The organism is Amycolatopsis suaedae (genome assembly GCF_004214935.1).
In the GTDB taxonomy this organism is placed as follows: Bacteria; Actinomycetota; Actinomycetes; order Mycobacteriales; family Pseudonocardiaceae; genus Amycolatopsis; species Amycolatopsis suaedae.
On the sequence record NZ_SFCC01000010.1, the window covers coordinates 29,879 to 56,507 of the forward strand.

Here is a 26,629-nt window from a genome sequence, read left to right on the forward strand (position 1 = left end):
GGTCACCTCGTTGTCTGGAGTTCTTCGGAGGAACGCACCGGCCGCAGCGCGCCGGTGCACAATGCGGCGGCCGACACGAGCACGAGGACCAGCAGCATCGCCGTGCGCAGGCCGAACTCCTCGCCGAGAAAGCCGAGCGCGGGCGGGCCGGCGAGCAGGGCGACGTAGCCCGCGGTGGCGACGGCACTGACGCGCGCGGCCGGGTTGTCCGGATGCTCACCGGCGGCCGAGATGCCCACCGGGAAGCCCAGCGACGCGCCGAGTCCCCACAGCACCACGGCGACGCCGGACAGGATCGCGTTCGGTGCGAAGACCATCAGCACCAGCCCGGCCGCGGTCACGGCGATGGCCACCCGCAACACCAGCGCCCTGCCGAACCGGCGCAGCAGCGGCGTCCCGGTGAACCGGCCGATGGTCATCATGGCGGCGAACGCGGTGAACGCGACCGAGCCCGCGGTGGCGTCCAGCCCGTAGCCGTCGACCATGAGCAGCGGCAGCCAGTCGTTGGCCGAACCCTCGGCCAGTGCCAGCGCCAGCACGATCAGTCCGATGAGGACGACCCGCCGGTCCGTCCACACGCGAGCCTGGTCGCGCCAGCGCGGCTTGCCCTCGGCCTGGCCGGAACGGGCCGGGATCCAGCCGATCACCCGCACCGCCGTGACTGCCACCAGGCCGGTCATCACCGCGATGTGTGCCGCGACGGGCAGGCCCGTCGCCACCGCGGCGAACCCGAGCAGCGCCCCGATCAGGGTGCCGAGGCTGTACATGCCGTGCAGGAGCGTCATGTTGGTGTGCCCGGTGGTGGTCTCGTACACCGCGCCGGACACGTTCAGTGCCACCTCGGCCGCGCCCATGCCCAGGCCGAACAGGAACAGGCCGGCGAAGACTCCCGCGCCCAGCGCGAGCAGCACCCCGGTGGCGACGACCGCGAGCCCGAGGACGAGCAGGCCGGTCCCGGTCACCAGCAACGGCCGGATCCCCACGCGGTGCACCCACACCCCGGCGGCCAGGATGCCGATCATCGACCCGGCGGACAGGCCGAACAACACGATGCCCATCTCGCTGGTCGAGGCCGAAACCGCGTCGCGGATCGCCGGCGTTCTGGTCACCCAGGACGCGATGCTCATCCCCATGGTGAATGCCAGAGCGTAGAGCCCCCAGCGCCATCTGGCGTTCGCCCTGCTCATCCCACCCCTGTCTATGCGTACGTACGTACACAGTGACTGTACACTCGTCCGCACCCGGAGCACCAGAGGAGGTTTCGAGACCGTGGGCACCCGGCGCACCGACCCCGACCGGCGGGACCGGATCATCGACACCGCGCTCGACGTCATCGCCGAGGACGGGGTCGCCGGCACCTCACACCGCAAGGTCGCCGCGCGTGCGGACGTCCCCCTCGGCTCGATGACCTACCACTTCACGAGCATGGACGAGCTGCTGCTGGAGGCGTTCACCCGCTTCGCCACCGGCAAGAGCCGCCGCTTCGACGACCGGATGCGGCGCGCGACGTCGTGGGACGAGGCGTGCGAGGCGGTCACCGACATCATCCACCTGGACGCGATCACGTCACAGCGGGATCTGGTGCTGGTCCACGAGCTGTACACGCTGGCCGCGCGGCTGCCGGCGTACCGGGAGATCACCCGGGACTGGATGACCCGAAGCCGGGCCTCGCTCGGGCGCGCGTTCGACCCGGACACGTGCCGTCAGGTGGACGCCCTGATCGAGGGCCTGACGATCCACCGTGCCCTCGACAGCAAGCCGCAGAGCCGCGCGCTCACGCTGGCCGCGGTGCGGCGGCTTGCCGGTCCGCCCGCGGACTGAGGCGGCTAGAGTCGGCGTCTGACCGGAAGGTGGGGGAAGATGCACGAAGCCGGGGACGCCGAGGCGGCCTTCCAGCGCGGCTCGCTGGCCGAGGACGCCGGCGAGGAGACCGAGGCCCGGCGCTGGTACCGGCAGGCGGCCGACGCCGGTCACACCGGCGGGGCACTGAATCTCGGCCGGCTGCTGGAAACCGAGGACGAGGCCGAGGCCATGCGCCTCTACGACCGTGCGTGGGCCGATGGCGAGGACAAGGCAGCCTTCAACATCGGACGGCTGCACGACAACCGCGGCGACCTGGCGGCGGCCGAGACCTGGTACGGCAATGCCGCGGACAAGGGAAACGCGGGTGGCGCCTTCAACCTCGGCCACGTCCGGCTGGACCTCGGCAACACCGAGGGCGCGCTGGAGGCGTGGCGGCACGCGGCGGACCTCGGCCATCCCAAGGCGGCCTACTGCGTCGGTGTCCTCACCGCCCGCGACGGCGACGAGGACGGCGCGGTCACGTGGTTTGAACGGGCCGCCGACGAGCACCGCGACGAGCGAGCGGCCCGGCGGCTCGGTGACTACTACCGCGAGCGCGGCGACACCGTGGAAGCCGACGCGTGGTTCCACCGAGCCGACGCCTACTCGCGGCCGCCGGTCGACGTCGTCAGCCTGAGCTACCGCGCCGGTCAAGGAGAATGAGCGGCACTGCGGCCACGGCGAGAGCGGCTCCGATCCAGCTGACCGACGTGAGCGCGGCCCCCTGCGTGAGCGCGGCGGCCGCCAGCACCGGGGTGATGCTGATGCCCAGCTGGAACGCCGACACGGTGGTGGCACCGGCGAGGGTGGGCGCCTCGGCCGCGATGGCGAACACACGCCCGTAGACAGCCGGGTTCAGCACGAACGCGGCGATGCCGAGCAGGAGCACCGTGGGAACGACGGCCCATACATGGCCGACCGCGAAGACCATGACCACCGAGAGGACGACGATCGCCGACGCCCCGGTCAGCAGGGCGAAATGCGGGCGGCGGTCGGAAATCCGGCCGCCGACGGACAGACCGGCGAAGGCGCCGACGCCGAAGAGCGCCAGGATCGCCGGAATCCAGGCCTCGGGGACGGCGGTGATGCCGGCGAGCATGGCGGCCAGGTAGTTGAACGTGATCATGTACGCCGCGGTGGTCAGGATCGTGATCGCGAAGATCCCCCAGAGCATCGGTTTGCGCATAGTGGTGAGTTCCCGCGACACGCTCGGCGTGGCGGCCTGACCGGTCGCCGGGCCTGCCGGGAGCCCGAGCAGGCAGCCGGCGATCCCGGCGAGCGTCAGCACCACGACCGCCCAGAAGCCGCCACGCCATTCGGTGAAGTGGCTGAGCAGTGTTCCGGCCGGGCCACCGGCGACCATCGCCAGGCTGAGCCCGCTGACCACGACGCCGGAGGCGCGGGCGTTGCGGTCCGGCGTCACGAGGCTGATCGCGGTCACCGACGCGACGGCGAAGAAGCCCGCGTAGGCGACACCCGAAATCGCCCTGGTCACCAGCAGGATCTCGTAGTTTCCGAGCAGTCCGACGGCAACGCTGACGGCGAAGACCCCCTGCGTCGCCACCAGCGCGGTGCGGCGGGGCCAGCGCAGGCTGAGCACGGCGAACGGTGGCCCGCCGATCACCACGGCCAGCGCGAACGCGGTGATCAGGAACCCCGCCGAGGACAAACTCACGTCCAGATCGATGGCCACCGCGGGCAGCACACCGGCCAGCAGGAACTCGGCGGTCCCCATCGCGAACAGACTGAACCCCAGCAGGTACACGCCCACCGGAAGTCTGCCGGTGGCCGGTGCGCTCGATTGCGTTAGCTCCATGCGGCTCAGCATCGGAACCCGGGCCGATCCAGACAAACAACGTTGCCGTTTCCGGGAAATCGCGCGCCTATGCCGTGAAGGGGGCCCTCACGGCGTCTGATGCCGTGAGGGCGGCCTTCACGGCATCAGACCTGCCTACTTCCAGTCCTTGTTCGTCCAGTCGCCGATGACGGGTGGCGCGACGGGCTGCTCCGGGCTGAACAGGGTCTCGTCACCTTCGAGGTAGGAGCCAAGGCGGTGTTCCTTGTCCTCCTCCCGGTTCTGGGCACCCGGCGCACCGGCACCGCCCATGGGCATCCCGGCGTGCGTGCCGCCACGCGGGCCGCCCTCGGGCCCGCGGAGCCCACCGGCTCCGGGCTGGCCGCCACCGGTGACCGAACCGGACGCGGCGCCGCCACCGGGAACGCCGCCGACGCCGCCGGCACCACCCATGCTGCCCGCGGAGAACTTCCCGCCACCGCCGGGAATACCAGGCACCCCGGACCCACCGGTCCCGCCGGGTCCGCCGAACGACGGCATCCGCGAGTTGGGCGGGGAACCCAGCCGGTCACCCGGCGAGCCGGGGCCGGACGGAATCGGCGGGATCTTCGGTACCTGCGGACGCGGACCGCCACCCGGCTCGGGCTTGAACCCCGGCGGCCGCAGCGGACCGGGACCACCGCCCCTCGGCGCCCCCGGATCGGGCTTGAACCCGGGCAGCTGCACGGGGCCACCGCCCCTGGTCCCACCCGGTTGCGTCGGGTACGTCGGGATCGACGGCACGACCGGTGGCGTCCGGCTCGGCGTGGTCGGGTCCTGGGGAATCGACGGCAGGTGCGGCATCCCGCCCGGACCACCACCGGGAACGCTCGACGGCCCGAATCCCGAGGTGTGGGTGGTCTCGTTGATCGGTCCGCCACCCGGTGCGGACGCCGCCGGGATGTCGGGCGCACGCCAGCCGCCGGGCGGCGGCGCGTCACTACCCGGGACCGACTGGCCGCCGTCGGCGGCCGGTACCCCCATCGGGGACGACCGGAGGGCGTCCGCACCGTCCCACTTCGCCGGCGTGCCGAGTTCCTGTTCGGTCCGGGCCAGCCCGACGGGCGTGGCCGCCTCGCTGAAACCTTCCTGCCGCAGCTTCCCTTCGCCCGCGGCGCCGCCACCGGCGCGATCCAGCGGGGCCTTCGTCGCGCTGAACTTCGCCAGCGACGGCGGTGACGCGAACACGGGTGTCTTCACCGCGCCCGCGATGGTCTCGTCGAACTGGGTCATGATCCGCGCGGCCTGCTCGCGCCCGGCCCGGTGCGACTCGAACGTCTGCTGTTCCACCGCAAGCTGCTTGGCGAACTGCACCGGGTCGGTCATGGCCATCAGCCGCAGGTTCGCCTCGGTCGGCGAGTACGGCACGACCGGGTTGGCCGCCATCTGCTTCTGCGTCTCGTTCAGCGTCTGCGAGTGGATCTGCTGCTGCCTGCCGACGAGCGTGGCGCCCTCGGCGGTGGAACCGAGCCACCTGCCGACCTCGGCGAGGTGCTGGCGGGCCGAATCACCGCCCACCCCCTGCCAGTCGGAGACGCTGTCGTTGATGGCACCGCCCAGTGCTTTCTGGTGACTGGTGAGGTCGGACCCGAGCCGGACCCACTCCTCCGAGGACTCGGCGACGACACCGGAGTCGGCCTGCTCGGAGATCGCGCTCACCATCTGCTCGTGCGAGGCGTTGGCCCAGATCGTCTTCGGCGGGCTGCCGGCGTCCCGGAGGTCGAGGTCGCCACCGAGGTCGTCCCGGGCGCCCGTGATCGCGTCGGTGTAGCGGTCCTGGACGCGCTGCTCCCTGGTGAGGTTCATGATCAACCCGAGCAGCGGGTGCGCCGACCCGGCGATCACCGTCTCGAGGTCGGTCACCAGCGAGGCTGTCTCCCGGATCTCGGTACCCGACTTGACGTCGTCCATGATCGGCCCGATGTAGAACTCGGACGACGAGTCCATCGTGACGTCGTAGTGCGGCCCGCCCGGGTCGTAGGTGGGGCTGCTGGGATCGGAGGCCGCGCGGGCCTGCTCTTCTGGGGTCGGCACGAGGGCTCCTCAGAGGTGGTCAGTCGGTGGGTACCTGGACGGCCCGGAGATCGGTCTCGACCTTGTCGTCGCTCTCCCGGTAGTTGCGCTTGGCCAGGCGGATCGCCTCGATGTAGGTCGGGATCTCGCTACGTGCCTCCAGCAACCGGGTCAGCAGCCCGCTGCCGTCTGTCGCCGTGTTCACCATGTGCCCGGACACCCAGTTCGCCGTGGCGGTGGAACTCATCGGCGGGGACGTGCCGAGTTTCTGCAGGCTGTCCCACCGGGTCTCCAGACTGTCCAAAGTGTCCTCCAGCGCCCTGATCATGCGGTCGCCGGTGTGTTCGTCGACCCGGAAGCCGCCGTCGACCGCGAGCTGCTTCAGCCGGACGGCACTGTCCCGCAGAACCGGACGGAGGGCCGCGGTCTCCCCCGTTGCTTCCTCACTCATCGGTTGCTCCTCAGTCAGTAGGCAGTGGCCACCGCGGTGCGGATGGCGTTGACCAGCTCCGCCCGCCCCGCGGGAACGTAGGACGCCACGAAGGCGCCGCCGTCGTCGGTGGAGGTCCGCACCAGGTACCGGCCTTCCTCGGTGTCGAGCCAGCTCAGCGGTTCGGCGTCGCGCCGGGCGCCGCCGCGGCCGAACCCGGTGATCACGATCTGCCCGCTGCCCGTCCGCGGCCGCGCCATGACGTCGGCGAGCTGTTCGGCATCGGTACCACCGCCGCGCGGACGTCCCGGGGCACGCACGACGCCGACCACCTCGATGTTGCCGAAGGCGTCGGTCTCCTCCTCGTCGTACTCCGCTTCCGCCGCCCGGCGCGCGGCCATCGCCGACTGCCGGACCTCCGGGGTCTCCCGGACCGACAGCGTTCGCCCGGGCGCCGCCCGGACGCCCGGCGGGATGCCGGCGAGGACACCGACCACGTCGTCGTCGGAGAACAGCGCGAACAGCAACTCGTCGGCGCCGGCCGGCTGGGTGATCCCCAGTGCCTGCTCGCCGTCGGTGAGCACCAGCGCGGCGATGTCGTCGCCGCGGCCGTCGATCCCGGTCACCGCCGCGGACACCCGATGTTCCGCGATGAGCCGGAAAGCCGTGGTGACACCGGGATGGAAGTCGTCGGCGGTACTGAGGCCGCGTTCCCGGAGCCGGGTGAAAACCCGCTGCGCCAGCCTGGCCAGCCGGTCGGGGTCGATCGTGGTGTTGCGCATGCGGAGCGGATACAGGCGCACGTCGGTCCCGAGCGCTTGGCCGATCACACTTGTCTCCACGCTGTTCAGCGTGAACTCGAACTGGTCCGCCATCGTGCGGGCGTCGCCTTCCCCTGATTAGTGCGCGCAGCAGTACCACGCAGCGCACCCGGATGTGAACATACCAGCCAACTAGGCAGTAGAACTAGGCACACAATCGGGCATTACACCCATACATACAGGTAAAAATACTAGTGTTCAGTGACACCCAGCCCAGCGTCAGGCTAGGGTTGCGAGCACTCGGGCGGGAGGAAAGCGGGGGCATGACTGGGTTCAATGTCGTTGGTGACGACCTTTCGGCACATGCGAGTCACCTCGACGGTCTGACCGACCGGCTAGGCACAGCGTTGTCCGCCGCGCAGACCGCGGCCATGTCGGACGACTGTTACGGCCTGCTCTGTTCGTTCATTCCTCCGATCATTAACCCGATGGAGGAGCAGGCCATCGACACGCTCAAGTCGGCGCAGGACGCGATGGGCACGACGGCAGGCAACATCCGCACCACCGCCACCACCTACACCGAACGCGACAACGACATGGCGCAGCCCTTCGTGGGCGTGGAGATCGACGGGCAACAGGTATGAGCAACCCCCTTCCCGGCGGCTTCGCCGGGATCAACGCCGACCCCGAACAGGCCCTGGCCCGCATCGACGAGTGGGCGAACGCCGCCGCCGTCAAGGCGGAGAAGTACCAGGAGGTCGCCCGGCGGACCGAGGAAATGCGGCTGACGGCGACCAGTCCCCGCGGCGAGGTCAAGGCGACCGTGCGCTCCGACGGCAGCCTCACCGACCTGGAGTTCTCGTCCAGGGCCCGCAACATCCCGCTGCCGGAACTGTCGGCGCTGATCCTGCGGACCATGCGCCAGGCGCAGGCCGGGATCGCCGGCCAGGTCAACGAGGTGCTCACCGAGCAACTCGGCGACCAGGACCCGCAGACCAAGGCGATGATGGTCGACGAACTCCGCTCGCGCTTCCCCGACCCGGAAGCCGACGAGGAGCCGCCCACCGCCGAAGCGTCGCCGCCACCCCCGCCTGCGGCACCTCCCGGCCAGCCCCAGCCGCCGCGCCCAGCCAGGCGCCGCGACGACGACACACCGGAAGGCCAGGACGGCGAGAACTCGCCGTGGTAGCCGGAGGTAAGGCGTGAGCAACCCCCTGGTCGCGCAGCCGAAACCCACCAGCGCCGTCGCCGGTGCGCCGTTGCTGGAGTCCGCGACCGAGCTGAACTCCGCGATCCAGAGCGGCGACTGGGCGGCGGCCGCGATGGGTGCCGTCGGCACCGGGCTCGACATGCTCGGCGCGGTCATGGACCCGTTCGGCACGATCCTGGCCAACGGCGTCGGCTGGCTGATGGAACACATCGGCCCGCTCAAGGAAGCCCTGGACGCGCTGACCGGTGACCCGAACCAGATCGCCGCGCATGCCGAGACCTGGCAGAACGTGGCCGGCGAGCTGACCGCGATCAGTCAGGATCTCGACGCCGCGGTCGCCGCGGACACCGCGCAGTGGAGCGGTGACGCGGCCGACGCCTACCGGACCCGCGCCACCGACATCGCCAACCTGCTCGGCGCCTCACAGCAGGCAGCCGAGGGCGCGTCCTCCGGTGTGCAGGTCGGCGGCGAGGTGGTCGCCGCGGTCCGCGGGCTGGTGCGCGACATCATCGCCGAGCTGATCGGCAGGCTGGTGAGCTGGGCACTCCAGGCGATGGCCACGCTCGGCATCGGCCTGACCTGGGTGGTGCCACAGGCGGTCCGCGCGATCGCCTCGACGGTGACGAAGATCGCCGACGTCACCACGAAGCTGGTCAAGGCAATGGGCAAGCTGAGCCCGCTGATCAAGCAGGCCGACGACATCTTCGCGCAGGCGTCGAAGGCGCTGAAGCAGATCGACGGCGGCACGGTGCCCTCGTCCGGCAAGCCCGGTCGCGGCGGGGACGGTTCCCGGGCTCTTCCCGGTGACGCCGGTGGTTCCGGCAGCGGCGGGAGGAAGCGCCCGCACGACGACAGCGACAGCGATTCCGGCCCCCCGCCGAACAAGAAGCCGAACACCGGCGAGGGCTCCTCGACGGATGGCACCAACGCGTCCAACGCGGGTCCACCGCCCCCGCCACCACCTCCACCTCTGCCACCGCCTCCTTCCCCGGCGCCGCCGCGTCCGGCTCCGGACGGGTCGTTCCTCAACCCGTACCCCACCACGTTCACACCGCCCGCCAACCAGTTACCGCCCGGCACGCGGCCGCCGATCCCGGCCGCCGCTCACGAGCACGCGACCCACGGCGACTTCAACGTCAACAGCGGCAGGCCCACCGGCGGGCACCTGTGGCAGGGTGAGGTCAACACCCCTCCATCGAACGTCCACCAGTACGGGCACGGCGTATCCAACTCGCCGGGATTCGGGAGGGACTACTACAGCAACGGTGTCTACACCCACCAAAACCCGACGATCGCCTACGACCCGCAGTACGGGAACCTCGGGAAACCCAACCCCAGCACGATGTTCCCGGTCGGGCTCGAACCGCACCAGATCCAGCAGCTCGGCAACACCGCCTGGAACAACGGCGCACCCAGCGGCGGTTTCAATGGCAACAGGTGGTACGGGCACGCGTTCCTCCCGGACGGAAAGCCGATCAGGATCCAGGGTTTCGTCGACCGGTTTGGGGACGTCTCGTCCTACTTCCCTTCGAGCCAACAATGATGTTCGGAATCGGTGACGAGATCACCTTCACCTACGACGAGTTCCGCCGCCTGCGCATCTCGGTGCCCGAGGAACTCCTTCCGCTGGCAGCCTTCCTGCACACCGACGTGCAGCCCAACATCGCCGCGATGGACGACTTCGCCGGCTTCGTCCGGCTGGCACAGGCCGAGCAACGGACCTGGCTCGGCAACGGCTGCGCACTCGACCTGGTCAACGACGTCGTGCTGCTGGAAAGCCTCTACGACCGGTGGCCGCGGCTCACCATTCCCGCGTCGCTGTTCTGGCCCGTGCTGGAGGGCCTGCGCGGGTTCCTGATCTCCAGTGCCCAGGCCCCCCGGCTCCAGCGTCCGGCGGGCTACCCGGCCGTCACCAGGGCCACCACGGAGTTCAACCACCCGGACAGCGGTCGGGTGTCCTATGTGGATCACACCTACTTCCCGCGGACCTGGACCCGCGAGGACGTGATCCGGGCGGGCGAAGGCGCCTGGCAGTCGCCGCAGCTGGTCACCGACGAGAAGACCGGGGCGTGGTCGGGCATGTGGGGCAACCTCGAACTCGCCGGCTACCACGACCCGGCCACCGGCCAGGCACTCACCTACTTCCCGGTGCTGTTCTGACATGACAACGATGCCGGTGGACGTCCCCGACGAGGTGCTGGGCACCTCGATCGTCGAGCTGCTGTTCGCTCGCGCGGACGATTCCCGGCCGCTGTTCACGCACCAGGACCACACCGCCGGGGTGGAGAACACCCTCAGCTGGGCGGAGTTCGTCACCCGGGTGCGGCAGGTGGCGGGGGCACTGCGTGAGGTCGCCGAGCCGGGCGACCGCGTCGCCGTGCTCAGCGGCCAGGACCTGAACTACCCGCTCGCGTTCTTCGGCGCGCTCGCCGCCGGGCTGGTCGCGGTTCCGTTGATGGCACCGGGAAACCGAGCGCGGCGGGAGCGGCTCACCGGCGTGCTCGCCGACTGCGGCGCGCGGGTGTGGCTGACCTCCTCGGCAGCGGCGGCCAAGACGCGGGAAGCCGGGACGCCGGAGCACCTGCTGGTGGTCGACGAGGTGTCCGGTCCCGCCACCGACCCGGTGCCGGTCGAACCCGAGAGCCCGGCCTACCTCCAGTACACCTCCGGTTCGACCAGGGAACCCGCCGGTGCCGTCATCCCGCACCGGGCGATCGCCGCGGCCTGCTGGCAGGCGAGCCGGGCCTACGCCGTCGACGAGGGCACGACCTGCGCGGGCTGGATTCCGTTCTTCCACGACATGGGCCTGATCCAGCTACTGTGCCTGCCGGTCTTCGCCGGTGCGCGGTCGGTGTTCATGGCGCCGGCCGAGTTCGTGCACCGGCCTGCCCGGTGGCTGCGTCAGCTCTCGGATCACTCCGCCGTGTTCACCGCCGCGCCGAACTTCGCGTTCGACCTGGCCGCCGACGCGGCCGCGGAAGCGGGTGAGCTGGACCTGTCCGATGTGCGGGTCGCGCTCAACGGCAGCGAACCGGTCCGGCCCGGCACGGTCGCCCGGTTCCGGGAGGTCTTCGGCCCGCACGGGTTCCGGCCCGAGGCGCACCGCCCGTCCTACGGCTTGGCCGAGGCGACCGTGTACGTCGCCAGCGCGGGCCCGGACGGACCACGCGGCGCGGTGTTCGACCGGGACGCCCTCGCGCAGGGCACGGCGGTCGAGGTGCCGGGCGGCCAGGAGTTCGTCTCCGTCGGCCGTCCACTCGGGCAGCGGGTGCGGATCGTCCGCGACGGCGTGGCACAGCCCGACGGCGAGGCCGGGGAGATCTGGATCAACGGGCCGAACGTCGCGGCGGGCTACTGGGGTCGCGGCGACAGCACGGCGTTCGACGCGGAACTCGACGGTGTCCGCGGCTGGCTGCGCACCGGTGACCTTGGTGTCTTCCACGACGGCGAGCTCTACATCACCGGCAGGCTCAAGGACCTCATCGTCATCGACGGCCGCAACTTCCACCCGCAGGACATCGAGGCGGCCGCGGGCGAGGCACATCCGGCGATCCGCCGGGACCGGGTCGCCGCCTTCGGCGTCACGGACGAGGCCGGTGAGGGTGCGGTAGTTGTCGCCGAACGGGCACGCGACGCCGAGGCCGACCTCCGGGAAATCACCAGGGCGGTGCTCGTCGCGGTGTCCCGCGAGCACGACCTGACCCTACGGTCCGTCCACATTGTACAGCCGGGCGCGCTACCGCGGACTTCCAGCGGCAAGATCGCCCGGACGGCGGCGAAAGCGCGCTACGGCCGGGACCGCCATGCCGAAGTGGTACGGGTGGTCAGCGAGGTCTTCCGGGTCGACCCCGGCGACATCGGACGTGATGCCCCGCTGGAGGAGCTGGGCATCGACTCGAAAGGGCGGATCAGGTTGCTGTCGGCGCTGGAGGTCTACTACGGCGTGACGATCGACCTGGACCAGCTCGACCGGTTCACCGACATCCGGGCGGTGGCCGAGGTGCTCGCCGAGTCCTTCGGTGGCATGACAAGCGGATCTGACGAGAGGCCCTGAAATGAGCGGAGGCTACACCGCGACGACCGAGGCGTTGAACTCGACGTCGAAGAGCGTCGGCAAGCTCGCGGAACAGCTGATCGACGACAACCCGGACCTGGAGAGCACGCCGATCAAGGCCGAAAGCTTCGGCAGGGTTCACGGTAGCCACGCGGAGAAGTACACCGCCGGTGTCAAGGCGCTGTGGGACTCGGTCAACGGCTACAGCAGCACGCTCGGCGGGTTCGGCACCAAGCTCGGGACCGCGGGCTCGGCCTACGGCTCCGCTGAGTCCGACCAGGCAGATGCCATCACGAAGGCGGGGCAGCAGCAGTGAGTCCTAAGTGGAGTGACGTCAAGGCGGTCCTGGACGACCCGAGCGTGCCCCCGGGCGACAAGGCCATGCTCATGTCCAGCTGGATGCGCGCCGACCCGGACGCATCGCAAGCGGAACGCGACGAAGCCAAGAAGTACGAGGATGCGTACGGCAACATCCCCAGCTTCATGCCGGTCCCCGAGCTGGACAAGATCTACCAGGAAGCGAAGGCCGCGGGCGACCAGGCCGGCTACAACCAGGACCAGCAGACGAAGGACGTCGACAAGGGCAAGGAGACGCTCGGCAACACCAAGGAGCCCGGTGCCGAGGGCGGCGGCACCAAGACTTCCGACGAGCTGTTCGACGCGGCCGCACCGGCCCTCAAGGTGTTCGAGACGTTCGGGTCGTTGCTGGCCAAGCTTCCGGACGACTGCCGCGGCTCGACGCGTGCCCTCGATCTCGACAAGGACATCCGCAGCCGGTTCGACGAGCAGCGGGGCATCCAGTTCCAGGACTTCGTCGACGACGCCGCCCACTTCAAGACCGGCGCGACCACCGTCGAGAAGACGCTGCACGAATCGGACTCCCAGCTCAAGAGCCTGTTCGGGACCTGGACCGGTGACGGCGCGAAGGCGGCGTCGGACCACTACAACGAGAAGATCCAGCCGAAGGCGGACGAACTCGTCAAGACCCTCAACGAGGCGAGCCGCGCGACTCTGGACACCGCCAACGCCGTGTTCAAGCTGTGCAAGGGCAAGGCCGACGAGGTCGCCGAGCTGTACACCGACGTCGTCGGCAAGGCGGACTTCGCGATGGCGCAGAAGGTCGTCGCGATCGCCACCGGCGAGAAGAGCGGCGTGGAGGATCTGGCCCAGATCGCGGGCTGGATGGACGTCAACTTCGGCTCCAACCTGGTCGAACAGCTCAACAGCCAGGACGGCTGCTGTGACGACGACGAGTACAAGAAGGCCGGGCAGAACCTGGCCAAGCAGTGGATCCAGAACCAGTTCAACCCCGAGATGTGGGACCGGATCTACCTCGACTTCGACAAGTCCTGCAAGGAAACCAAGGAGTTCGTCGACAAGGCCTACGACGAGCTCGACAAGGTGATGGGCAAGATCAAGAACGAGTTCGAGGGAGCGGACAAGCCGCCCGGCGACGGTGCCGGTACCGGTGGTGGCCCCGGTCCCGGTGGCACGGGTGGCGGCCCGGGCGCCCCCGGAACCGAGTGGGGACCCGACACCACGGGTGGTTCCGGGTCCGGCGGTCCGGGCAACAGCGGTCCGGGCTCCGGCGGGCCGGACTTCTCCGGTGGCGGAACCGGTGGCGCCGGCGCCGGCGGCGGGCCGGGCAGCGGCGGAGGTTCCGGTTCCGGTGGTCCTGGTGGCACGGACGGCGGGCCCCGGGGCGGTTCCGGCGGTGGTCCGATTCCGTCCATTCCGGACGGTTCCGTGCCCTCGGGCACCAGCGCCGACGGCGGGGGTTCGGGCTCAGGCTCGGGGTCGGGCTCGGGCAAGGGCTCCCCCGGCCCGGTCCCGCCGCCGCCCGGTGGCAGCCCCGGCGACCAGGAGGCGGCTGCCGAGGACGCCAGGAAGCAGCAGGCAGCGGCCCAGGCCGAGGCGGCGAAGAAGGCGGCCGCGGAGGCGCTGAAGAACGGGCCCTCCGGCGGCGGTGGGTCGAGTCTCGGCGGTGGCGGCTCGAGTCCGGGTGGCGGACTCGGCGGCGGGTCGGGTCCGGGTGGCGGTGACGCGGGCTCGCAGGCCGACGCCAAGGAAGCCGCCGACAAGGCCGCGGCCGAGAAGGCAGCGGAAGACGCGAAGCAGAAGGCGCGGGAGGCACTCGAGAAGCTCGATGGCCCCGGTGAGACGGGCGACAAGCTCGGCGGCGACGGGCCGGGCGGCGAGCCCGGCGAGGACAAGCCCGGCAAGGACGACGAGAAGCTCGACACGCTCGAGGTCAAGCAGGGCGACAAGACGTTCGAGATGACCGAGCCGGACAAGAACGGCGAGATGGAGATCAAGGTCGGCGACGGCTCCGGTCCGGACAAGGAGTTCAAGCTCGACTGGACCGATGACGGCAAGCCTGGCGAGGAAGGTGTCCACCGCCCCGGTCCGGACGGCAAGATCCACATCGAGGACGGCGACCTGAAGATCACCGCCGAGCGGCCGGACGGACCGGACGGCCCGACGGTCGTCACCGTCGACGACGGCTCCGGCAAGCCGACCAGCTACACCCTCGGCGAGGAGGACTCCGCCAAGGACAAGGACAAGCCCGACGCCCCCGCGGACAAGCCCGAGCCGAAGCCCGGGCCGGACCGCGAGGCGTTCCGGTCCGACGGCCCCACCCCGCACAGCGGGGGCGGCGGCGGTTCGGCTTCCCCGGCCGGTGTCGAGGGCGCGAGCGCGGCGCCGAGCAGCGAGCCCTCGCTGCTCGGCGGTACCCAGACCACGAGCGGAGTCCAGCCCGCGCAGCCCGCGGCGGCACCGTTCGCGCAACCCACGCAGATGACGGGCACCACCGGGCAGCCCATGGGCGGCGCGATGGCGCCGATGGGAGCCATGGGTGGCATGGGCGCCGGTAACCAGAACAGCGGCGACCAGGAACGCGGCAACCGGGCCTACCAGATCGAGGCTCAGCTGTTCGAGACCGCCAGCGCACCCGGTGCCCGGATCACCGGTTCGCTGCTGGACGACGAGGACGTGCCGCTCAACCGCGGGAGGAACGCATGAGCGACGACACCTCGGTCATGAAGGCGACCCTGGACAGCCTGGTCCGCGAACAGGGGGAACGCCGGGCGCTGCGGGACCAGCGGGCCGAGGAACTCAAGGCACGCGCCCAGGAGTACATGACCAAGCAGGTCCAGACGGCCGAGCGGTACGTCGAGCATCGCCGGGAGCTGGGGCGGCGCAAGACGAAGTCCGGGTGGAGCACCGACCGCTCGCACGCCGAGCCCGCCCAGGCGTCGGCGTTCGACGATCCGGACGAGATCCCCGGCAAGCCGCCCGAGGTGACCTTCACCCCGGGTGCCCCGGCCCCCGCCCCGGTGGCACCGGCAACCCCGCCGCCACCGGCACCGGCTCCCGTTCGCGCGGCGCCGGAGCCGGTCCGCCGGGCCCGCAGGCCCCGGCCGGCGGACGACGACGAGGACGACGCCTTCCTCAACAACCGCTGGGCGGACTGAGCAACACGCCAGGTGGTCAGCGACGTTTCGCGGCCCGCATGTCGCTGACCACCTCGGTGACCATCCGGATCGACGCGGCGTCCAGCACGTTGCCGAACTCGATCACCTTCACCCGGCCGTCGAACCGCGCCTTCAGCTCGAGCAGCTCGCTGGGGATCACCACGAGGTCCACGCCCTCGATGTCCTCGTCCGACGTGCCGTGCAGCACGGTGATGTTGGTCAGGCCCGTCTCGGCCAGCGAGTCCCTGATGCTGGTGGCCTGGTCCTCGGTGGTGTACCAGATGCCGACGGTCCGGTTCTTCGGCACGGCGGCGATCCGCACCAGCGTCCGCACGTGTGGTGCGACGACGATCGCCACCACCTCGGTGTCGCGTCCCCGCCACAGGCCGCGCACCTCGGCCAGGTGGAAGAACGTCGTCAGCACCAGGTCGGCCCGCTCGCGCGCGGCGTCGAACTCACCGAGGACGAGCGGCTTGACCGTCAGGCCGACGTGCTCGGACAGCTCACGCGCGAAGTAGCCGGCGCGTTCGGCGTTGCACTCGACGAAGGCGACCTTGAGCTGGTCCTCCTCGGCTCGCAGGGCGAGGGCGGTCACCAGTGCCTGGATCTCGGACGCGGACAGCCCGAGTTCGATGCACTGCCTGGTCGCCGTGTCCAGGATCGCCCTGGCCCGGTCGTGTGCGGGGGTGGACGTCCGCTCCGCGCCGGGGCCCACCACGACCGTCCCGCCGCGTCCGCGGCTGCGGACCAGCCCGAGTTCGCCGAGCTCGGCGTAGGCGTGGGCCACCGTGTTGCGGTTGAGGTTCAGGTTGTCGGCCAGCAGGCGAGCGCTGGGCAGGGTCTGGCCGCTCTCCAGCTCGCCGTTCTCGATCATGAACGAGAGCTGGGTGACGATCTGCCGGAAGATGGGCACGTCGGAGTCGCGGTCGACCTGTATGTCCTTGCCTGCCAGCATTCGTCACCCCCTGCACAGCCGACTGGCCAGTCTATCCAACGGAATCGGCTGTACCGTCCATTTCGGCCTCACCGGGGCAGCTCGAGCCGCTGGGCGATGCTCTTGACCTTCTCGCAGGCTTCGTCGAGGGACATGCCGTCTTCGTTGAAGCTGATCCGGACGTTCTCCGTCCGGACGACCGACGGCCGCGGGGCCCAGCTGACCGCGCACACCGGGGAGCCCGAGTCCGACTTCTGGCGGTACGCGGGCCAGCCGATGTCGAACGGCTCGTACTTCTCGTCGGTCGCGAGGTCGTCGGACCGCACGAACGACAGCGTGAGGTGGCCCGCCGTCGTCCAAGCGCAGCTGTCCAGCGCGGTCGGTTCGACCTTGGTGACCGGGCCTGCCACCGACGCGACGGCGTCCTGACTCAGAGCCCGGCAGGGGTCGGTCCCGGCCAGCGCGGACGCCTGCGGCTCGCGGACCGCCTGGCCGCTGCGTAGCCGTGCCAGCACCTCGGTGAGCAGCGTGCGTGCGACGTCGCAGGCGCCGGCCTCGGTGGAGTCGGTGCCGACCATCAGCCCCAGGGTCGGCATGGTGGGCAGCTGGATGACCGCGTCGCAGCCCGGTCGCTTGTCGACCCTCAGCACGGGCAGCCCCTCCAGCGGTTCGGCGGGGGTGCCCTTCGCCACGATCATGTCCATGCCCAGCCGGACCCGGACCCGGTCGTAGCGGTCGGTCTCGTACTCGCACGCGCTGAGGTGGGACACGTTGCCCGTGCTGGGCTGGAGTTTGCCGAGCCTGGGGTCGGGCTGCTCGCTCAGCGCGCGGCACGGGTCCGTCGCACGCAGCCGGTCCGGGTGCAGCGCGTCGGCCGCCGAGATCGACGGCGGCGGTGGCGCGGGCGGTTCGTCGTCCCGGTCGGCCAGTACCACGGTGGTCACGGTCGCGGCCACCACCAGGGCGACCGCGGCGACGGCGACCAGCCCGCGCCCGCGCCGGGCCGGCGGCGGGGGCGGCGGGGGAACCGGCCAGGCCAGCGCGGCCCGCACCTGCGCCTGCTGCCCGGCGATGAGCTCCCGGACAGGGTGCGGCCACGGCACCGGGCCGGTCGCCGTGTGGCCGAGGAAGTCGAGGATCTGCACCGGGGTCGGCCGGTGGGCGGGGTCCTTGGCCAGGCACGGCCCGATGAGCGGGAGCAGTTCGGCCGGGACCGCGCGCAGGTCCGGCTCGGTGTGCACCAGGTTGTACAGCGTCTGCGGGGTGGACTCGCCGAGGAACGGGCTGCCGCCGGTCGCGGCCATGACGAGCATGGTGCCGAGCGAGAAGACGTCGCTGGCCGGGGTGATCGGGCGGCTCTCGGCCTGCTCCGGCGACATGAACGCGGGTGAGCCGATGACGGCACCGGTGCCGGTCAGCTCGGAGACACCCTCGGTCGCCCTGGCGATGCCGAAGTCGATGACCCTGGCGCCGTCCTCGGTCAGAATGACGTTGCCGGGCTTGAGGTCGCGGTGGATCAGGCCGGCGCGGTGGATGTCGGCCAGCGCCGCCGCCAGGCCGGCGGCCAGGTGCCGGATCGTCGGCACCGGGAGCGGCCCGGCCGCGTCGACGGCTTCCCGCAACGACGGGCCGGCGACGAACACCGACGCCAGCCAGGGCGTGGCGGCCTCAGGGTCGGCGTCCAGCACCGCGGCGGTGTAGGCGCCGGACACCCGCCGTGAGGCGTCGACCTCGTGGCGGAACCGGGAGCGGAAACCGTCGTCGGCGGCGAACTCGGCATGGACCTGCTTGACCGCGGCCAGCCTGCCGTCCGGCGAGAGACCGAGCACCACACGGCCCATGCCGCCCTCACCGAGTGCGGCGATCAGCCGGTACGGGCCGACCTGGCGTGGTTCTCCTGGAGCGAGTGGCTTCATGGCTTCGGCAGCCTCGGGACGATGGTGGCGGCCAGCTCACGCAGGTTCTGGCAGATCGTGGCCTGGGTGCTGCCGGGCACGGCCCCGTAGCTCAGCGTGACCAGTTCGGCGGAGGTCTCGTCGAGCGGCCGGTGTGCCCACAGGACAGTGCACAAGCCGCTGTCGTCGGCCCGTTCGTAGGCGGTGAGGTCGCCGATCCGGACCTGCCGCAGTCCGGGATCCTTGGCCGGGTCGGTGCCGGCCTCGAGTGCCACCTTCAGCGTCGAGGCGTACTCCCAGGTGCACCAGTAGAGGCTGCCGCTGGGCCCCGACGACCGCGGGGTACCGAACAGCCGGATCGCGGTCGCCGGGTCGGGCAGGGCGCACGGGTCGGCGTTGCGCAGCGAGCCGGGCATGTCCCGGACGGCTTCGCCCGCACGGATGCGGCGCAGGGCTTCGGCGAGCATGGCCTGGGCCGTCTCGCAGGAGTCCGGTCCACCGGCCCCGAGATGGGCCTCGGCGACGATGCCCTGCCCTGGCGCGTCGACCACCTGGACCGCGGCCCGGCACGAGTTGCCGGTGTCGCTGTCCAGGACGACCAGCGGCCTGCCCTCGATCTGGGTCGGCGGAAGCGCCGACGTGGTCTTCCCCAGCGGCCCGCCGGTGGTGAGGTCCGCCGACCGGCCGTCGGCCAGTGTGTAGGTGCAGGCGGTGAACCGCGAGGTCGAGTCCGCCTTCAGCACACCGGCCTTGCCGACGGTGCGGCCGTCGAGGACCTTGCACGGGTCGGTTCTGCGCAGGTTGGCGGCGGCCAGCGGGTCCTGGTTCGGCGGCGTGGCCGCCGGTGGCGGTGGTGGTGGCGGTGTGCTCGACGCGGCGACGTTCTGCGTGGCCGGCTCGTCGCCGGTGAGCGTGATCCCCAGGACCACGGCCAGCACGACGACGACGGCCGCGGCCACCGCGACAATCGGCCCCCGCCGCCGGGGCGGGTCGAGCACCGCGGCGACGGCGGCCCGCTGCTCGGCGACCGCGGCGTGCACGGCAGGCGGCCACGGCCGCGGACCGGGGGTGACCGGGCCGAGGTGCTCCAGGATCTGGGCGGGGGTGGGCCGCCGCGCGGGGTCCTTGGCCAGGCAGCGCGCGGCCAGTTCCGCCACCGGCGGCGGCACGGCCCGCAGGTCGGGCGGGTTGTGCACGATGTTGTACAACGTCTGCGGCGCGGACGCTCCGGCGAACGGGCTCTGCCCGGTCGAGGCCATCACCAGCAGCGAGCCGAGCGAGAAGACGTCGCTGGCCGGGGTGAGTGGCTTGCCCTCGGCCTGCTCGGGCGACATGAACCCGGGCGAGCCGACGATGCTGCCGGTGTGTGTCAGCTCCGACGCCCCGGTCGCGGCGCGGGCGACGCCGAAGTCGATCACGCGGGGCCCGTCGTCGGCGAGGATGACGTTGCCGGGCTTGAGGTCCCGGTGCACGAGGCCGGCCCGGTGGATCTCGCCGAGCGCCGACGCCAGCCCGGCGGCCAGGAACCGGACGGACTCCGGCGGCAGCGGCCCGGCGTCCCGCAACGTGGGACCCGCGACGAACACCGAGGCCAGCCAGGGAGCGGGCGCGTCGGGATCGGCGTCCAGCACGGCGGCGGTGTAGGCACCCGACACCATCCGCGAGGTCTCCACCTCGCGGCGGAACCGGGCACGGAACGCCGGGTCACCGGCCAGCGCGGGCCGGATCTGCTTCACGGCCGCGAGCCGCCCGTCCGGGGACAGCCCGAGCAGCACCCGGCCCATGCCACCCTCGCCCAGCGTGGTCAGGACGCGGTAGCGGCCGACATGGGCCGGCTCCCCCGGCTGCGACGGTCTCACCAGGCCAGGTTACAAACTGGCGCTTCCTGTCACTCGCAGTTGGCCGACATCCGGCGTCCGGGGCCGTAGGACGCCGCGAGTCCGCTGACCGGCTCCCGCTAGACTTTGCCCCGAGGGCCGCTAGCTCAGTTGGTAGAGCAGGAGACTTTTAATCTTCGGGTCCAGGGTTCGAGCCCCTGGCGGCCCACCGGATTCGACGGGCGAGAGATCCGCTTTGCGAGTGCGAACCGCTCGCTGTGCGCGAAGTCCGATGTCAGGTGGCCTCGATGCCATGAAGGAGCCCTCACGGCATCCGGTGCCAGGGGCCCGGCAAACCCCGGGCGCTCCCGACGGTGCCACCAAGGGCACCTTGGTTGCGTGTTGCGCTAGCAAGGTGCCCTTCGTGGCGGTGGCGTTGGCCCGATGTTGTCTTCCAGCCCACCCCACCCGCCACCACGAACGAGACCACCCCTCACAGCACGTGAAGGCCACCATCACCACGTCACACGTACTGAAGGGGGCCTTCACGTGCTTCGACCGGCGGCTGAAGCCACCTTCACAGCGCAGTCGTCGCATGTGGACTTCGGCCGTCACCCCGCGTTGCTTCGGCTACGCTGCCGGCCATGCCCGAACAGCTCTGGTCACCCCACCCCGGGACGCCCGTGGTCGAGCACCGGTCCAGCCGGTGGCCGTTCATCGGCGGGCTGGCCATGTTCGTCCTCTTCGGCTTGGTCGCCGTCTTCCCGGACGTCGGGAATCCGTCGTCCTCGCGGCGAATTGACATTCCTCCGGAGGTCGCGACGTTCCTCTTCGGCGCACTCGCGCTGGGTGGCCTGATGATCATGATCGGCTCCGTCCCCCACACGCATCGCTTCGCCGTCGACGACCGTGGACTGTGGTGGCGAGCCGGCCGCAAGTCCGACCTGATCGTGTGGGAGGAGCTGCGTGCCGTGCGCGGCCAGGAACCCCGCCCGCCGGTCAAGGGCGACCCGAACTCGAAGCCAGTGCTGCCTGCCCTGGTGTTGACTCCGGTGGATCACACCTTCGTCACCCGCCACGCGGCGCTGGTGAAACGCACCGCCGATTCGGTAACGCTGAAAACGCGGAACCTCGGCACGATCCGGCGGCTGGCCGAGGAGATAGCCAGGGTCCGGCCGGACCTACTGCACTAGCCCGCCGCCTTCTCGAATTCGTCCACAGTGGACTCCAGGTCGAGGCTCGCCTAAGAACCCGATCCGACCACCCGGCCGAGGAACTCGTCCAGCGCCGCTTCCGCCGCGGTGGCGGCCGAGTTCGGGTCGTCCGCCCTGGCGATCGTCATGGCGATCTCGTTGAGCCCGGCCAGCAGGGCGAGCGCGAAGACCTCGAGGTGCGCGCGGGGCACCGTCCCGGCGGCCGCGAGCGCGTGCCGCAGGCCGGGCAGGACCAGCTTCTCGTCGGCTTCCCGCCAGCGCGCCCAGCCGAGGACGGCCGGGGCATCGACCAGGACGATCCGGTGCACGGCCGGATCGCGGATCGACCGGATCCAGGCCAGGCAGCCCAGCCGCAGCGCGTCGCCACCGGGTTTGCCCTTCCCCGCCGCCGCGACCTCGACGGCCACCCGGTCGTGCACGGCCTCGAACACGGCGGTGAACAGGGCGTCCTTGCCCGGGAAGTGGTGGTAGAGCGCGCCCCGGCTGATGCCTGCCTCGGCCAGCACGGCCTCGATCGACGTGCCCTCGTAACCGCGCTCGGTGAACAGCCCGGTCGCCACGGTCAGCAGGTGATCCCGCGTCGTCCGGCCGCGTTCCTGCCTGCGGTCCATGACCCTCCCTGTAAATCGCGTTGACCGACCGACTGTCGGTCTGTTAGGAAAAAGACCGACAGTCGGTTTGTAATGGTAACCTCCGGGGAGACATCATGGGATCACCGGCCGCGGCGGCGGCACTACGGTCCTTCCACAGCGAGGACGCCCCGCTCGTTCTGCCCAACGCCTGGGACGCACTGAGCGCGTTGCTCGCCGTGCGGGCGGGAGCCCGCGCCGTCGGCACCACGAGCGCCGGAGTGGCCTGGGCGCTGGGATATCAGGACGGCGCGCTGGCCTCCGACCCGAACACCCGGCCGGGCAGGGACGTCGTGATCGAGGCCGTCGCCAGGATCGCCCGGGTGGTCGACGTTCCGGTGACCGCGGACATCGAGGACGGCTACGGGCCCGACCCCGCCGACGTCGCGGCCACCGTCGAGCGGGTCGTCGGCGCGGGGGCGGTGGGGATCAACCTGGAGGACACCACGTTCCGGCACGACGCCCTGCTCGACCCGGCGGCGTTCGCCGGCCGCCTGCGGGCGGCACGCGAGGCGGCGGAACGCGCCGGCCTGACCGGACTCGTCGTCAACGCCCGCACGGACGTCTTCCTCGTCGGCGGCGGGAACCTGGACGAGGCCGTCGAGCGCGGCCGGGTCTACGCCGAGGCCGGCGCCGACTGCCTGTTCGTGCCCGGCCTGCTGAACCTGGACGCGCTCGCCACCCTGACCGCCGCGGTCCCGCTGCCGGTCAACGCGATGGCCGTGCCCGGCGGCCCGACCGTCGGGGAGTTCGCCGCCGCCGGGGTGCGGCGGGTGAGCGTCGGGTCGGCCATCCAGCAGGCCGCCTACGCCGCCGCGCGGGCCTGTACCGGCGAACTGCTCACCAGCGGCACCTACACGACATTCGCCGACGCGCTCGATCTCCGCGAGATCAGCACGCTGCTGCCCACCTGAAACAGAGGAGAACCACGTTGATCTCGTTCGTTCCCGTCGACGCGCTGTCCGACGTCGCCGAGTACGAGTACGCCGCGACCGCCGCACCCGGCTCGCGGTTCGTCTTCCTCGCCGGCGCCTGCCCGCTGAACGAGGACGGCACCACGGCCGCGCCCGGCGACTTCGCCGGGCAGGCCCGCAAGGCACTCGAGAACCTGGAGACGGCGCTGGCCGCCAGCGGCTGCACCCTGCAGGACGTCATCAGGACCAGGGTCCTCGTCGCGTCGTCGGAGCAGGCCGACCTGGTCACCGCGTGGCAGGTCGTCCGGGACACGTTCGGCGAACCCAACCCGCCGAGCACGCTGCTCGGCGTCGCCGCGCTCGGTTACGACAACCAGCTCGTCGAGGTGGAGGCCGTCGCGGTGATCCGGCCGGAGCCCACCACCGAACAGCTGGCCGCCCAGCCCGCCGGCTACTGGACCGGTCGCGCCCACGAGGCGATCATCCAGCACATCGACGCCGCACAGGCACGGTTCGGCACCCCCCAGCAGACGTGGATGACGCTCAACCTGCTCGCCCGCGACGGCGGCGAACTCAGCCGGACCGCCCTGGCCGACCGGATCCGGCCGTTCGCCACCGCCGGGACCGACTCGCTGATCGGCACACTCGCCGAACAGGGCTGGATCGACGAACACGACGGGACGATCCGGCTCACCGAAGCCGGTCACACGGTTCGCACGCGGGTGGAGAACGAGCTGCCCGCGATCCGGGCGCGCCTGCACGCCGGGATCAGCGACGCGGAGTACGCCCAGGCGATTTCCGTGCTGCGCCGCATGATCACCAACGCCGGTGGCGACGCGTCGCTGCCGTGACCACGAATCCCGGAGCAGCGATGGAACACGACATCCTCGAGCAGCCCGAACGCTGGGTCTGCGGCCTGGCCACCCGCACCACGAACGACGCCGAACGCCACGCTGGTCGTCCGCGTGCCCGCGGGACGCTACCTCCGGGTCCGCACCGAGGGGCCGCTCCCCTACGCGATCGTCGACGGCTGGGCGACCATCTGGGCGGCCGAGGATCGCGGCGAGCTCGACCGGGCCTACGCCACGGACTTCGAGGTCTGGCCGGCCGGGCGGCAGCCGGAGATCTACGTGTCGCTGCGCCCGGCCCGCTGAGAAACCGTTCTACGCCTGGGCGGTGCCGTGCTTGCCGGGCGCGGCACTGCCGGTGTACTCGCCGAGGTCGGAGACCAGTCCGGCGATGTCGGGCTGGTCGTCGTAGCGCCGCTGGTGGATCTCGGCGATCTTCGCGCCGAACTCCGGGTCCGGGTCGTCGGTGATGTCGTAGGACATGAACCTGTCGATCAGCGGCAGGCCGACCCGGTCCATCTCCAGGTGGGCCGGGTGGTTCATGTATTCCGCGTAGCCGTCGAGGTCCCCGATCACGGTGACGGCGCCGAACTCGTACTCGCCACCGAAATCGGGGCCGACGATGTGTGACCTGATCGACGGGATGGCGTCCTTGTACGTCTTCAGCTGGTCGAGCGCGGCGTCCCGGTCGGCCGCGGAGACGCCGGGCTTCACGGCGAATCGGATGCAGTGGTAGATCATCGGACTTTCCTTTCGGTGATGGTGTGTTTCCGGATCCCGGCGGCGGCGACTGCCGCACCGGTGGACATGACGATCCCGGCCAGGGTGAACGCGCCGCCGACGCCGGTGGCCTGGATCAGGGGCTGGGCGGCCAGCGGGGAGAGGAACTGGCCGAGGAAGATCGCCACGACGAGTCCACTGAGGACACGGCCGCGCCATTCGGGTGAGGCCAGTTCGGACAGTCGCAGGTTGAGGTTGGGGACGGCGAGTCCGACACCGGCTCCGCCGACCAGCAGCCCGGCCGCGATGCCCGGGACCGTGCCGGTGGCGCCGACCAGCAGCCAGCCCCCGCCGAGCAACGCGATGCTGAGCGTCGTGATCGCCGCGGAGTCCAGGCGCCCGCGCAGTCCGCGGAAGGCCAGTGCGGCGAGCGCACTGCTCAGGGTGCTCCCGGCGACGACGACACCGACGAGGGCGGAGCTGGTGCCGAGGCTGTCCAGCAGGAACGGAACCTGAGTCGGCGCCAGGTAGAACGCCGTCGTGGCGCCGAACGCCAGCAGGTAGATGCCGAGCACACGGCCGGACACCACCCGCCCGTCCCGCACCGCCGCCACGGGCACTTCCCCGCGCCGGTCCCGCACGGAGACGAAGGCAGGCAGCGCCACCACGGCGGCCAGGCCGTACAGCCAGAACGGCACCCGCCAGTCGATCGTCGCCAGCACCCCGGCCAGTGGCAGGAACACCACCCCGCCGAGGCTGGCGAACATCTGCTGCAGCCCGAGGAACGACGCCCGCCGCGGCCCATCGAACCAGTCCGTGATGGTCGCGCTGACCGCCGTCATGACCGCGCCGACGGCGACGCCGAGCAGCGCCCTGGTCGCCAGCAGCAGATAGAGGTCGTCGACGAAGTACCCGGCGGTGCCGCTGAGGGCGTACAGCACCAGACCGGCGAGCAGCAGCGGCCTGCTGCCCACGCGGTCGGCGACCAGGCCGGACACCGGCGCGCTGACGGCGATCGTCAGCGAGGTGATCGTCATGACCAGGCGGACCAGCAGCGACGCTCCCGCCTGGCCCGCGAAGACCTGCTCCATCGCCGGAAGGCTGGGCGCGATCGTGGCCGGCGCCATGATCGTCAGCGTCGCCGCGACGAGGATCGTCCCGCGAGCCAGCCGGCTCACCGCGGGGTCACGCAGCGAAGGCGGCGGCGTGGTCACGGGCGAACTCGCTGATGTCGCGGGCGGGATGCCCGGTCAGGTCGCCGACGCAGGTGTGGACCTCGGCGGCCTCACCCCTGGCGTAGTGGGCGTAGTCCTCGACGAGACCGTCGATCTGCCACGGCGGGAGCATCCCGTTCAGGGCCGCCGCGAACACGTCCGGCGGTGAGTCCTGGAAGGCGACGTCGCGCCCGGTGGCGGCGGTCAACGCGTCGGCGATCTCGTCGTGGGTCACGGCACGGGGCCCGGTCAGCGTGTAGGTGCGCCCGGTGTGTCCCGGCTCGGTCAGCGTCACCGCGGCGGCATCCGCGATGTCCCTGGTGTCGACGAGGCTGACCGCGGCACCGCCGATGGGTGCGGTGAACCAGCCCCGCGCGACGGTGCCGGCGAAGCTGAGCAGCGCCTGCATGTAGAGGTTGGGCCGCAGCACGGTGTGGTCGATGCCCAGCCGCTGGACGTGTGCCTCGACCTCGGCGTGCCAGCGCAGGAACCGTACCGGCGAGTCGAGGCGAGCCGCGTACTGCGACAGCACCACCAGCCGCGGCAGGCCGGTCTTGCGGGCGACGTCGGCGAACTGGATCTGCAGTGCGGCGGCGTCCTCGGCCGAGGGGCTGTTGAGGAACGCCGCGTCCACGCCCCGCAGGGCGGCGGTGACCGACTCCGGATCCCGCAGGTCGGCGACCACGTTCTCGACGCCGGGAACGGGGTTGCCGGGATCGCGGACCATGGCGCGGACGTCGGCGCCGCGGGCGAGCAGGGCGGGAACCAGTGCGGAGCCGACGGTTCCGGTCGCTCCGGTCACGAGCACGGTGGTGGCGGTCATG

At 71.3% G+C, this 26,629-nt stretch carries 26 protein-coding genes and 1 tRNA gene; 15 read left to right on the forward strand and 12 right to left on the reverse strand.

The annotated features are described in order from the left end of the window. Positions 1-2 precede the first annotated feature (2 nt). The gene (locus tag EWH70_RS20075; protein WP_338078593.1) at positions 3-1,334 is read right to left on the reverse strand and encodes an MFS transporter; all 1,332 of its coding nucleotides are present in this window, start codon (positions 1,332-1,334) and stop codon (positions 3-5) included. Here EWH70_RS20075 and EWH70_RS20080 point away from each other — a divergent pair. Both EWH70_RS20080 and EWH70_RS20085 read left to right on the forward strand, forming a co-directional pair. Beyond that, positions 1,270-1,821, forward strand: coding sequence for a TetR/AcrR family transcriptional regulator (locus EWH70_RS20080; RefSeq protein ID WP_130477010.1), 552 nt, complete (start codon positions 1,270-1,272; stop codon positions 1,819-1,821). The genes EWH70_RS20075 and EWH70_RS20080 overlap by 65 nt on opposite strands. A gap of 39 nt (positions 1,822-1,860) precedes the next feature. Continuing rightward, the gene (locus tag EWH70_RS20085) at positions 1,861-2,505 is read left to right on the forward strand and encodes a tetratricopeptide repeat protein (protein WP_130477011.1); all 645 of its coding nucleotides are present in this window, start codon (positions 1,861-1,863) and stop codon (positions 2,503-2,505) included. On the opposite strand, the gene EWH70_RS20090 is transcribed toward EWH70_RS20085, so the two are convergent. The 4 genes from EWH70_RS20090 to EWH70_RS20105 all read right to left on the reverse strand — a co-directional run bounded on the left by EWH70_RS20090 (position 2,471) and on the right by EWH70_RS20105 (position 6,994). Further along, a complete protein-coding gene (locus EWH70_RS20090; RefSeq protein ID WP_130477012.1) occupies positions 2,471-3,658 on the reverse strand; it encodes an MFS transporter in 1,188 nt (395 codons plus the stop codon). The two genes, EWH70_RS20085 and EWH70_RS20090, sit on opposite strands and share 35 nt — an antisense overlap. A gap of 135 nt (positions 3,659-3,793) precedes the next feature. Beyond that, positions 3,794-5,710 carry a hypothetical protein gene (locus EWH70_RS20095; RefSeq protein WP_130477013.1) on the reverse strand — a complete coding sequence of 639 codons (1,917 nt, stop codon included), beginning with the start codon at positions 5,708-5,710 and terminating at the stop codon, positions 3,794-3,796. Between the two features lie 19 nt (positions 5,711-5,729). Then, complete coding sequence (locus EWH70_RS20100; RefSeq protein ID WP_130477014.1) at positions 5,730-6,140, reverse strand: hypothetical protein; 411 nt, start codon at positions 6,138-6,140, stop codon at positions 5,730-5,732. Positions 6,141-6,154: 14 nt separating this feature from the next. Beyond that, the gene (locus EWH70_RS20105; RefSeq protein WP_130477015.1) at positions 6,155-6,994 is read right to left on the reverse strand and encodes an ESX secretion-associated protein EspG; all 840 of its coding nucleotides are present in this window, start codon (positions 6,992-6,994) and stop codon (positions 6,155-6,157) included. Between the two features lie 209 nt (positions 6,995-7,203). Between EWH70_RS20105 and EWH70_RS20110 the strand changes: the two genes are divergently transcribed. From EWH70_RS20110 to EWH70_RS20145, 8 genes are read left to right on the forward strand one after another with little or no spacing between them, the layout of a single operon-like run. Then, a complete protein-coding gene (locus tag EWH70_RS20110) occupies positions 7,204-7,524 on the forward strand; it encodes a type VII secretion target (protein ID WP_130477016.1) in 321 nt (106 codons plus the stop codon). Further along, positions 7,521-8,069, forward strand: a complete 549-nt coding sequence (locus EWH70_RS20115; protein WP_130477017.1) for a YbaB/EbfC family nucleoid-associated protein — start codon at positions 7,521-7,523, stop codon at positions 8,067-8,069. The genes EWH70_RS20110 and EWH70_RS20115 overlap by 4 nt, the downstream gene beginning before the upstream one ends. 13 nt (positions 8,070-8,082) lie before the next feature. After that, a complete protein-coding gene (locus EWH70_RS36620) occupies positions 8,083-9,633 on the forward strand; it encodes an EndoU domain-containing protein (protein ID WP_130477018.1) in 1,551 nt (516 codons plus the stop codon). After that, entirely contained in the window at positions 9,630-10,250 is a 621-nt protein-coding gene (locus EWH70_RS20125; RefSeq protein ID WP_130477019.1) for an EndoU domain-containing protein, read from the forward strand. Before EWH70_RS36620 ends, EWH70_RS20125 begins: the two co-directional genes overlap by 4 nt. A 1-nt stretch (position 10,251) precedes the next feature. Continuing rightward, positions 10,252-12,144 (forward strand): AMP-binding protein, encoded by a 1,893-nt coding sequence (locus EWH70_RS20130; protein ID WP_165436344.1) that lies wholly within the window; start codon positions 10,252-10,254, stop codon positions 12,142-12,144. 1 nt (position 12,145) lies between these two features. Next, the gene (locus tag EWH70_RS20135) at positions 12,146-12,460 is read left to right on the forward strand and encodes a hypothetical protein (protein WP_130477020.1); all 315 of its coding nucleotides are present in this window, start codon (positions 12,146-12,148) and stop codon (positions 12,458-12,460) included. Then, positions 12,457-15,168: a WXG100 family type VII secretion target gene (locus EWH70_RS20140; protein ID WP_240687095.1), complete on the forward strand. Its 2,712-nt coding sequence runs from the start codon at positions 12,457-12,459 to the stop codon at positions 15,166-15,168. The genes EWH70_RS20135 and EWH70_RS20140 overlap by 4 nt, the downstream gene beginning before the upstream one ends. Continuing rightward, positions 15,165-15,620 (forward strand): hypothetical protein, encoded by a 456-nt coding sequence (locus tag EWH70_RS20145; RefSeq protein ID WP_130477021.1) that lies wholly within the window; start codon positions 15,165-15,167, stop codon positions 15,618-15,620. The genes EWH70_RS20140 and EWH70_RS20145 overlap by 4 nt, the downstream gene beginning before the upstream one ends. 16 nt (positions 15,621-15,636) lie before the next feature. On the opposite strand, the gene EWH70_RS20150 is transcribed toward EWH70_RS20145, so the two are convergent. From EWH70_RS20150 to EWH70_RS20160, 3 genes are all read right to left on the reverse strand, one after another. Next, entirely contained in the window at positions 15,637-16,575 is a 939-nt protein-coding gene (locus tag EWH70_RS20150; RefSeq protein WP_130477022.1) for a GntR family transcriptional regulator, read from the reverse strand. Between the two features lie 68 nt (positions 16,576-16,643). Next, entirely contained in the window at positions 16,644-18,470 is a 1,827-nt protein-coding gene (locus tag EWH70_RS20155; RefSeq protein WP_130477023.1) for a serine/threonine-protein kinase, read from the reverse strand. Continuing rightward, positions 18,467-20,308 carry a serine/threonine-protein kinase gene (locus EWH70_RS20160; protein WP_130477024.1) on the reverse strand — a complete coding sequence of 614 codons (1,842 nt, stop codon included), beginning with the start codon at positions 20,306-20,308 and terminating at the stop codon, positions 18,467-18,469. Before EWH70_RS20160 ends, EWH70_RS20155 begins: the two co-directional genes overlap by 4 nt. Before the next feature lie 114 nt (positions 20,309-20,422). Here EWH70_RS20160 and EWH70_RS20165 point away from each other — a divergent pair. Together EWH70_RS20165 and EWH70_RS20170 are read left to right on the forward strand one after the other, a co-directional pair. Continuing rightward, a tRNA-Lys gene (locus tag EWH70_RS20165) sits at positions 20,423-20,495 on the forward strand. Between the two features lie 415 nt (positions 20,496-20,910). Further along, positions 20,911-21,459, forward strand: a complete 549-nt coding sequence (locus EWH70_RS20170; protein ID WP_130477025.1) for a hypothetical protein — start codon at positions 20,911-20,913, stop codon at positions 21,457-21,459. 50 nt (positions 21,460-21,509) lie between these two features. Here the strand turns inward: EWH70_RS20170 and EWH70_RS20175 are convergent, their stop codons facing one another. Then, positions 21,510-22,091 (reverse strand): TetR/AcrR family transcriptional regulator, encoded by a 582-nt coding sequence (locus EWH70_RS20175; protein WP_130477026.1) that lies wholly within the window; start codon positions 22,089-22,091, stop codon positions 21,510-21,512. 95 nt (positions 22,092-22,186) lie between these two features. Here EWH70_RS20175 and EWH70_RS20180 point away from each other — a divergent pair, with 95 nt between their 5' ends. From EWH70_RS20180 to EWH70_RS36625, 3 genes are read left to right on the forward strand one after another with little or no spacing between them, the layout of a single operon-like run. After that, positions 22,187-23,023, forward strand: coding sequence for an isocitrate lyase/PEP mutase family protein (locus EWH70_RS20180; protein WP_130477027.1), 837 nt, complete (start codon positions 22,187-22,189; stop codon positions 23,021-23,023). Between the two features lie 17 nt (positions 23,024-23,040). Beyond that, positions 23,041-23,874 (forward strand): Rid family hydrolase, encoded by an 834-nt coding sequence (locus tag EWH70_RS20185; RefSeq protein ID WP_130477028.1) that lies wholly within the window; start codon positions 23,041-23,043, stop codon positions 23,872-23,874. A gap of 6 nt (positions 23,875-23,880) precedes the next feature. Continuing rightward, positions 23,881-24,177: an effector binding domain-containing protein gene (locus tag EWH70_RS36625; RefSeq protein WP_338078599.1), complete on the forward strand. Its 297-nt coding sequence runs from the start codon at positions 23,881-23,883 to the stop codon at positions 24,175-24,177. A gap of 9 nt (positions 24,178-24,186) precedes the next feature. Here the strand turns inward: EWH70_RS36625 and EWH70_RS20195 are convergent, their stop codons facing one another. From EWH70_RS20195 to EWH70_RS20205, 3 genes are read right to left on the reverse strand one after another with little or no spacing between them, the layout of a single operon-like run. Beyond that, the gene (locus tag EWH70_RS20195; protein ID WP_130477030.1) at positions 24,187-24,612 is read right to left on the reverse strand and encodes a Dabb family protein; all 426 of its coding nucleotides are present in this window, start codon (positions 24,610-24,612) and stop codon (positions 24,187-24,189) included. Then, positions 24,609-25,805, reverse strand: a complete 1,197-nt coding sequence (locus tag EWH70_RS20200; protein WP_240687096.1) for an MFS transporter — start codon at positions 25,803-25,805, stop codon at positions 24,609-24,611. The genes EWH70_RS20195 and EWH70_RS20200 overlap by 4 nt, the downstream gene beginning before the upstream one ends. Then, entirely contained in the window at positions 25,777-26,628 is an 852-nt protein-coding gene (locus EWH70_RS20205; RefSeq protein ID WP_130477031.1) for an SDR family oxidoreductase, read from the reverse strand. Before EWH70_RS20205 ends, EWH70_RS20200 begins: the two co-directional genes overlap by 29 nt. Between the last annotated feature and the right edge of the window lies 1 nt (position 26,629).

Bases quoted from the DNA above. Each gene is read 5' to 3' on its own strand.
- EWH70_RS20075 (WP_338078593.1), bottom strand. From the start codon at position 1,334: ATGACGTCGAGCGCGGTGTCGATGATCCGGTCCCGCCGGTCGGGGTCG.
- EWH70_RS20085 (WP_130477011.1), top strand. From the start codon at position 1,861: ATGCACGAAGCCGGGGACGCCGAGGCGGCCTTCCAGCGCGGCTCGCTG.
- EWH70_RS20090 (WP_130477012.1), bottom strand. From the start codon at position 3,658: ATGGAGCTAACGCAATCGAGCGCACCGGCCACCGGCAGACTTCCGGTG.
- EWH70_RS20100 (WP_130477014.1), bottom strand. From the start codon at position 6,140: ATGAGTGAGGAAGCAACGGGGGAGACCGCGGCCCTCCGTCCGGTTCTG.
- EWH70_RS20105 (WP_130477015.1), bottom strand. From the start codon at position 6,994: ATGGCGGACCAGTTCGAGTTCACGCTGAACAGCGTGGAGACAAGTGTG.
- EWH70_RS20110 (WP_130477016.1), top strand. From the start codon at position 7,204: ATGACTGGGTTCAATGTCGTTGGTGACGACCTTTCGGCACATGCGAGT.
- EWH70_RS20115 (WP_130477017.1), top strand. From the start codon at position 7,521: ATGAGCAACCCCCTTCCCGGCGGCTTCGCCGGGATCAACGCCGACCCC.
- EWH70_RS20125 (WP_130477019.1), top strand. From the start codon at position 9,630: ATGATGTTCGGAATCGGTGACGAGATCACCTTCACCTACGACGAGTTC.
- EWH70_RS20130 (WP_165436344.1), top strand. From the start codon at position 10,252: ATGACAACGATGCCGGTGGACGTCCCCGACGAGGTGCTGGGCACCTCG.
- EWH70_RS20135 (WP_130477020.1), top strand. From the start codon at position 12,146: ATGAGCGGAGGCTACACCGCGACGACCGAGGCGTTGAACTCGACGTCG.
- EWH70_RS20145 (WP_130477021.1), top strand. From the start codon at position 15,165: ATGAGCGACGACACCTCGGTCATGAAGGCGACCCTGGACAGCCTGGTC.
- EWH70_RS20150 (WP_130477022.1), bottom strand. From the start codon at position 16,575: ATGCTGGCAGGCAAGGACATACAGGTCGACCGCGACTCCGACGTGCCC.
- EWH70_RS20155 (WP_130477023.1), bottom strand. From the start codon at position 18,470: ATGAAGCCACTCGCTCCAGGAGAACCACGCCAGGTCGGCCCGTACCGG.
- EWH70_RS20170 (WP_130477025.1), top strand. From the start codon at position 20,911: ATGCCCGAACAGCTCTGGTCACCCCACCCCGGGACGCCCGTGGTCGAG.
- EWH70_RS20175 (WP_130477026.1), bottom strand. From the start codon at position 22,091: ATGGACCGCAGGCAGGAACGCGGCCGGACGACGCGGGATCACCTGCTG.
- EWH70_RS20180 (WP_130477027.1), top strand. From the start codon at position 22,187: ATGGGATCACCGGCCGCGGCGGCGGCACTACGGTCCTTCCACAGCGAG.
- EWH70_RS20195 (WP_130477030.1), bottom strand. From the start codon at position 24,612: ATGATCTACCACTGCATCCGATTCGCCGTGAAGCCCGGCGTCTCCGCG.
- EWH70_RS20205 (WP_130477031.1), bottom strand. From the start codon at position 26,628: ATGACCGCCACCACCGTGCTCGTGACCGGAGCGACCGGAACCGTCGGC.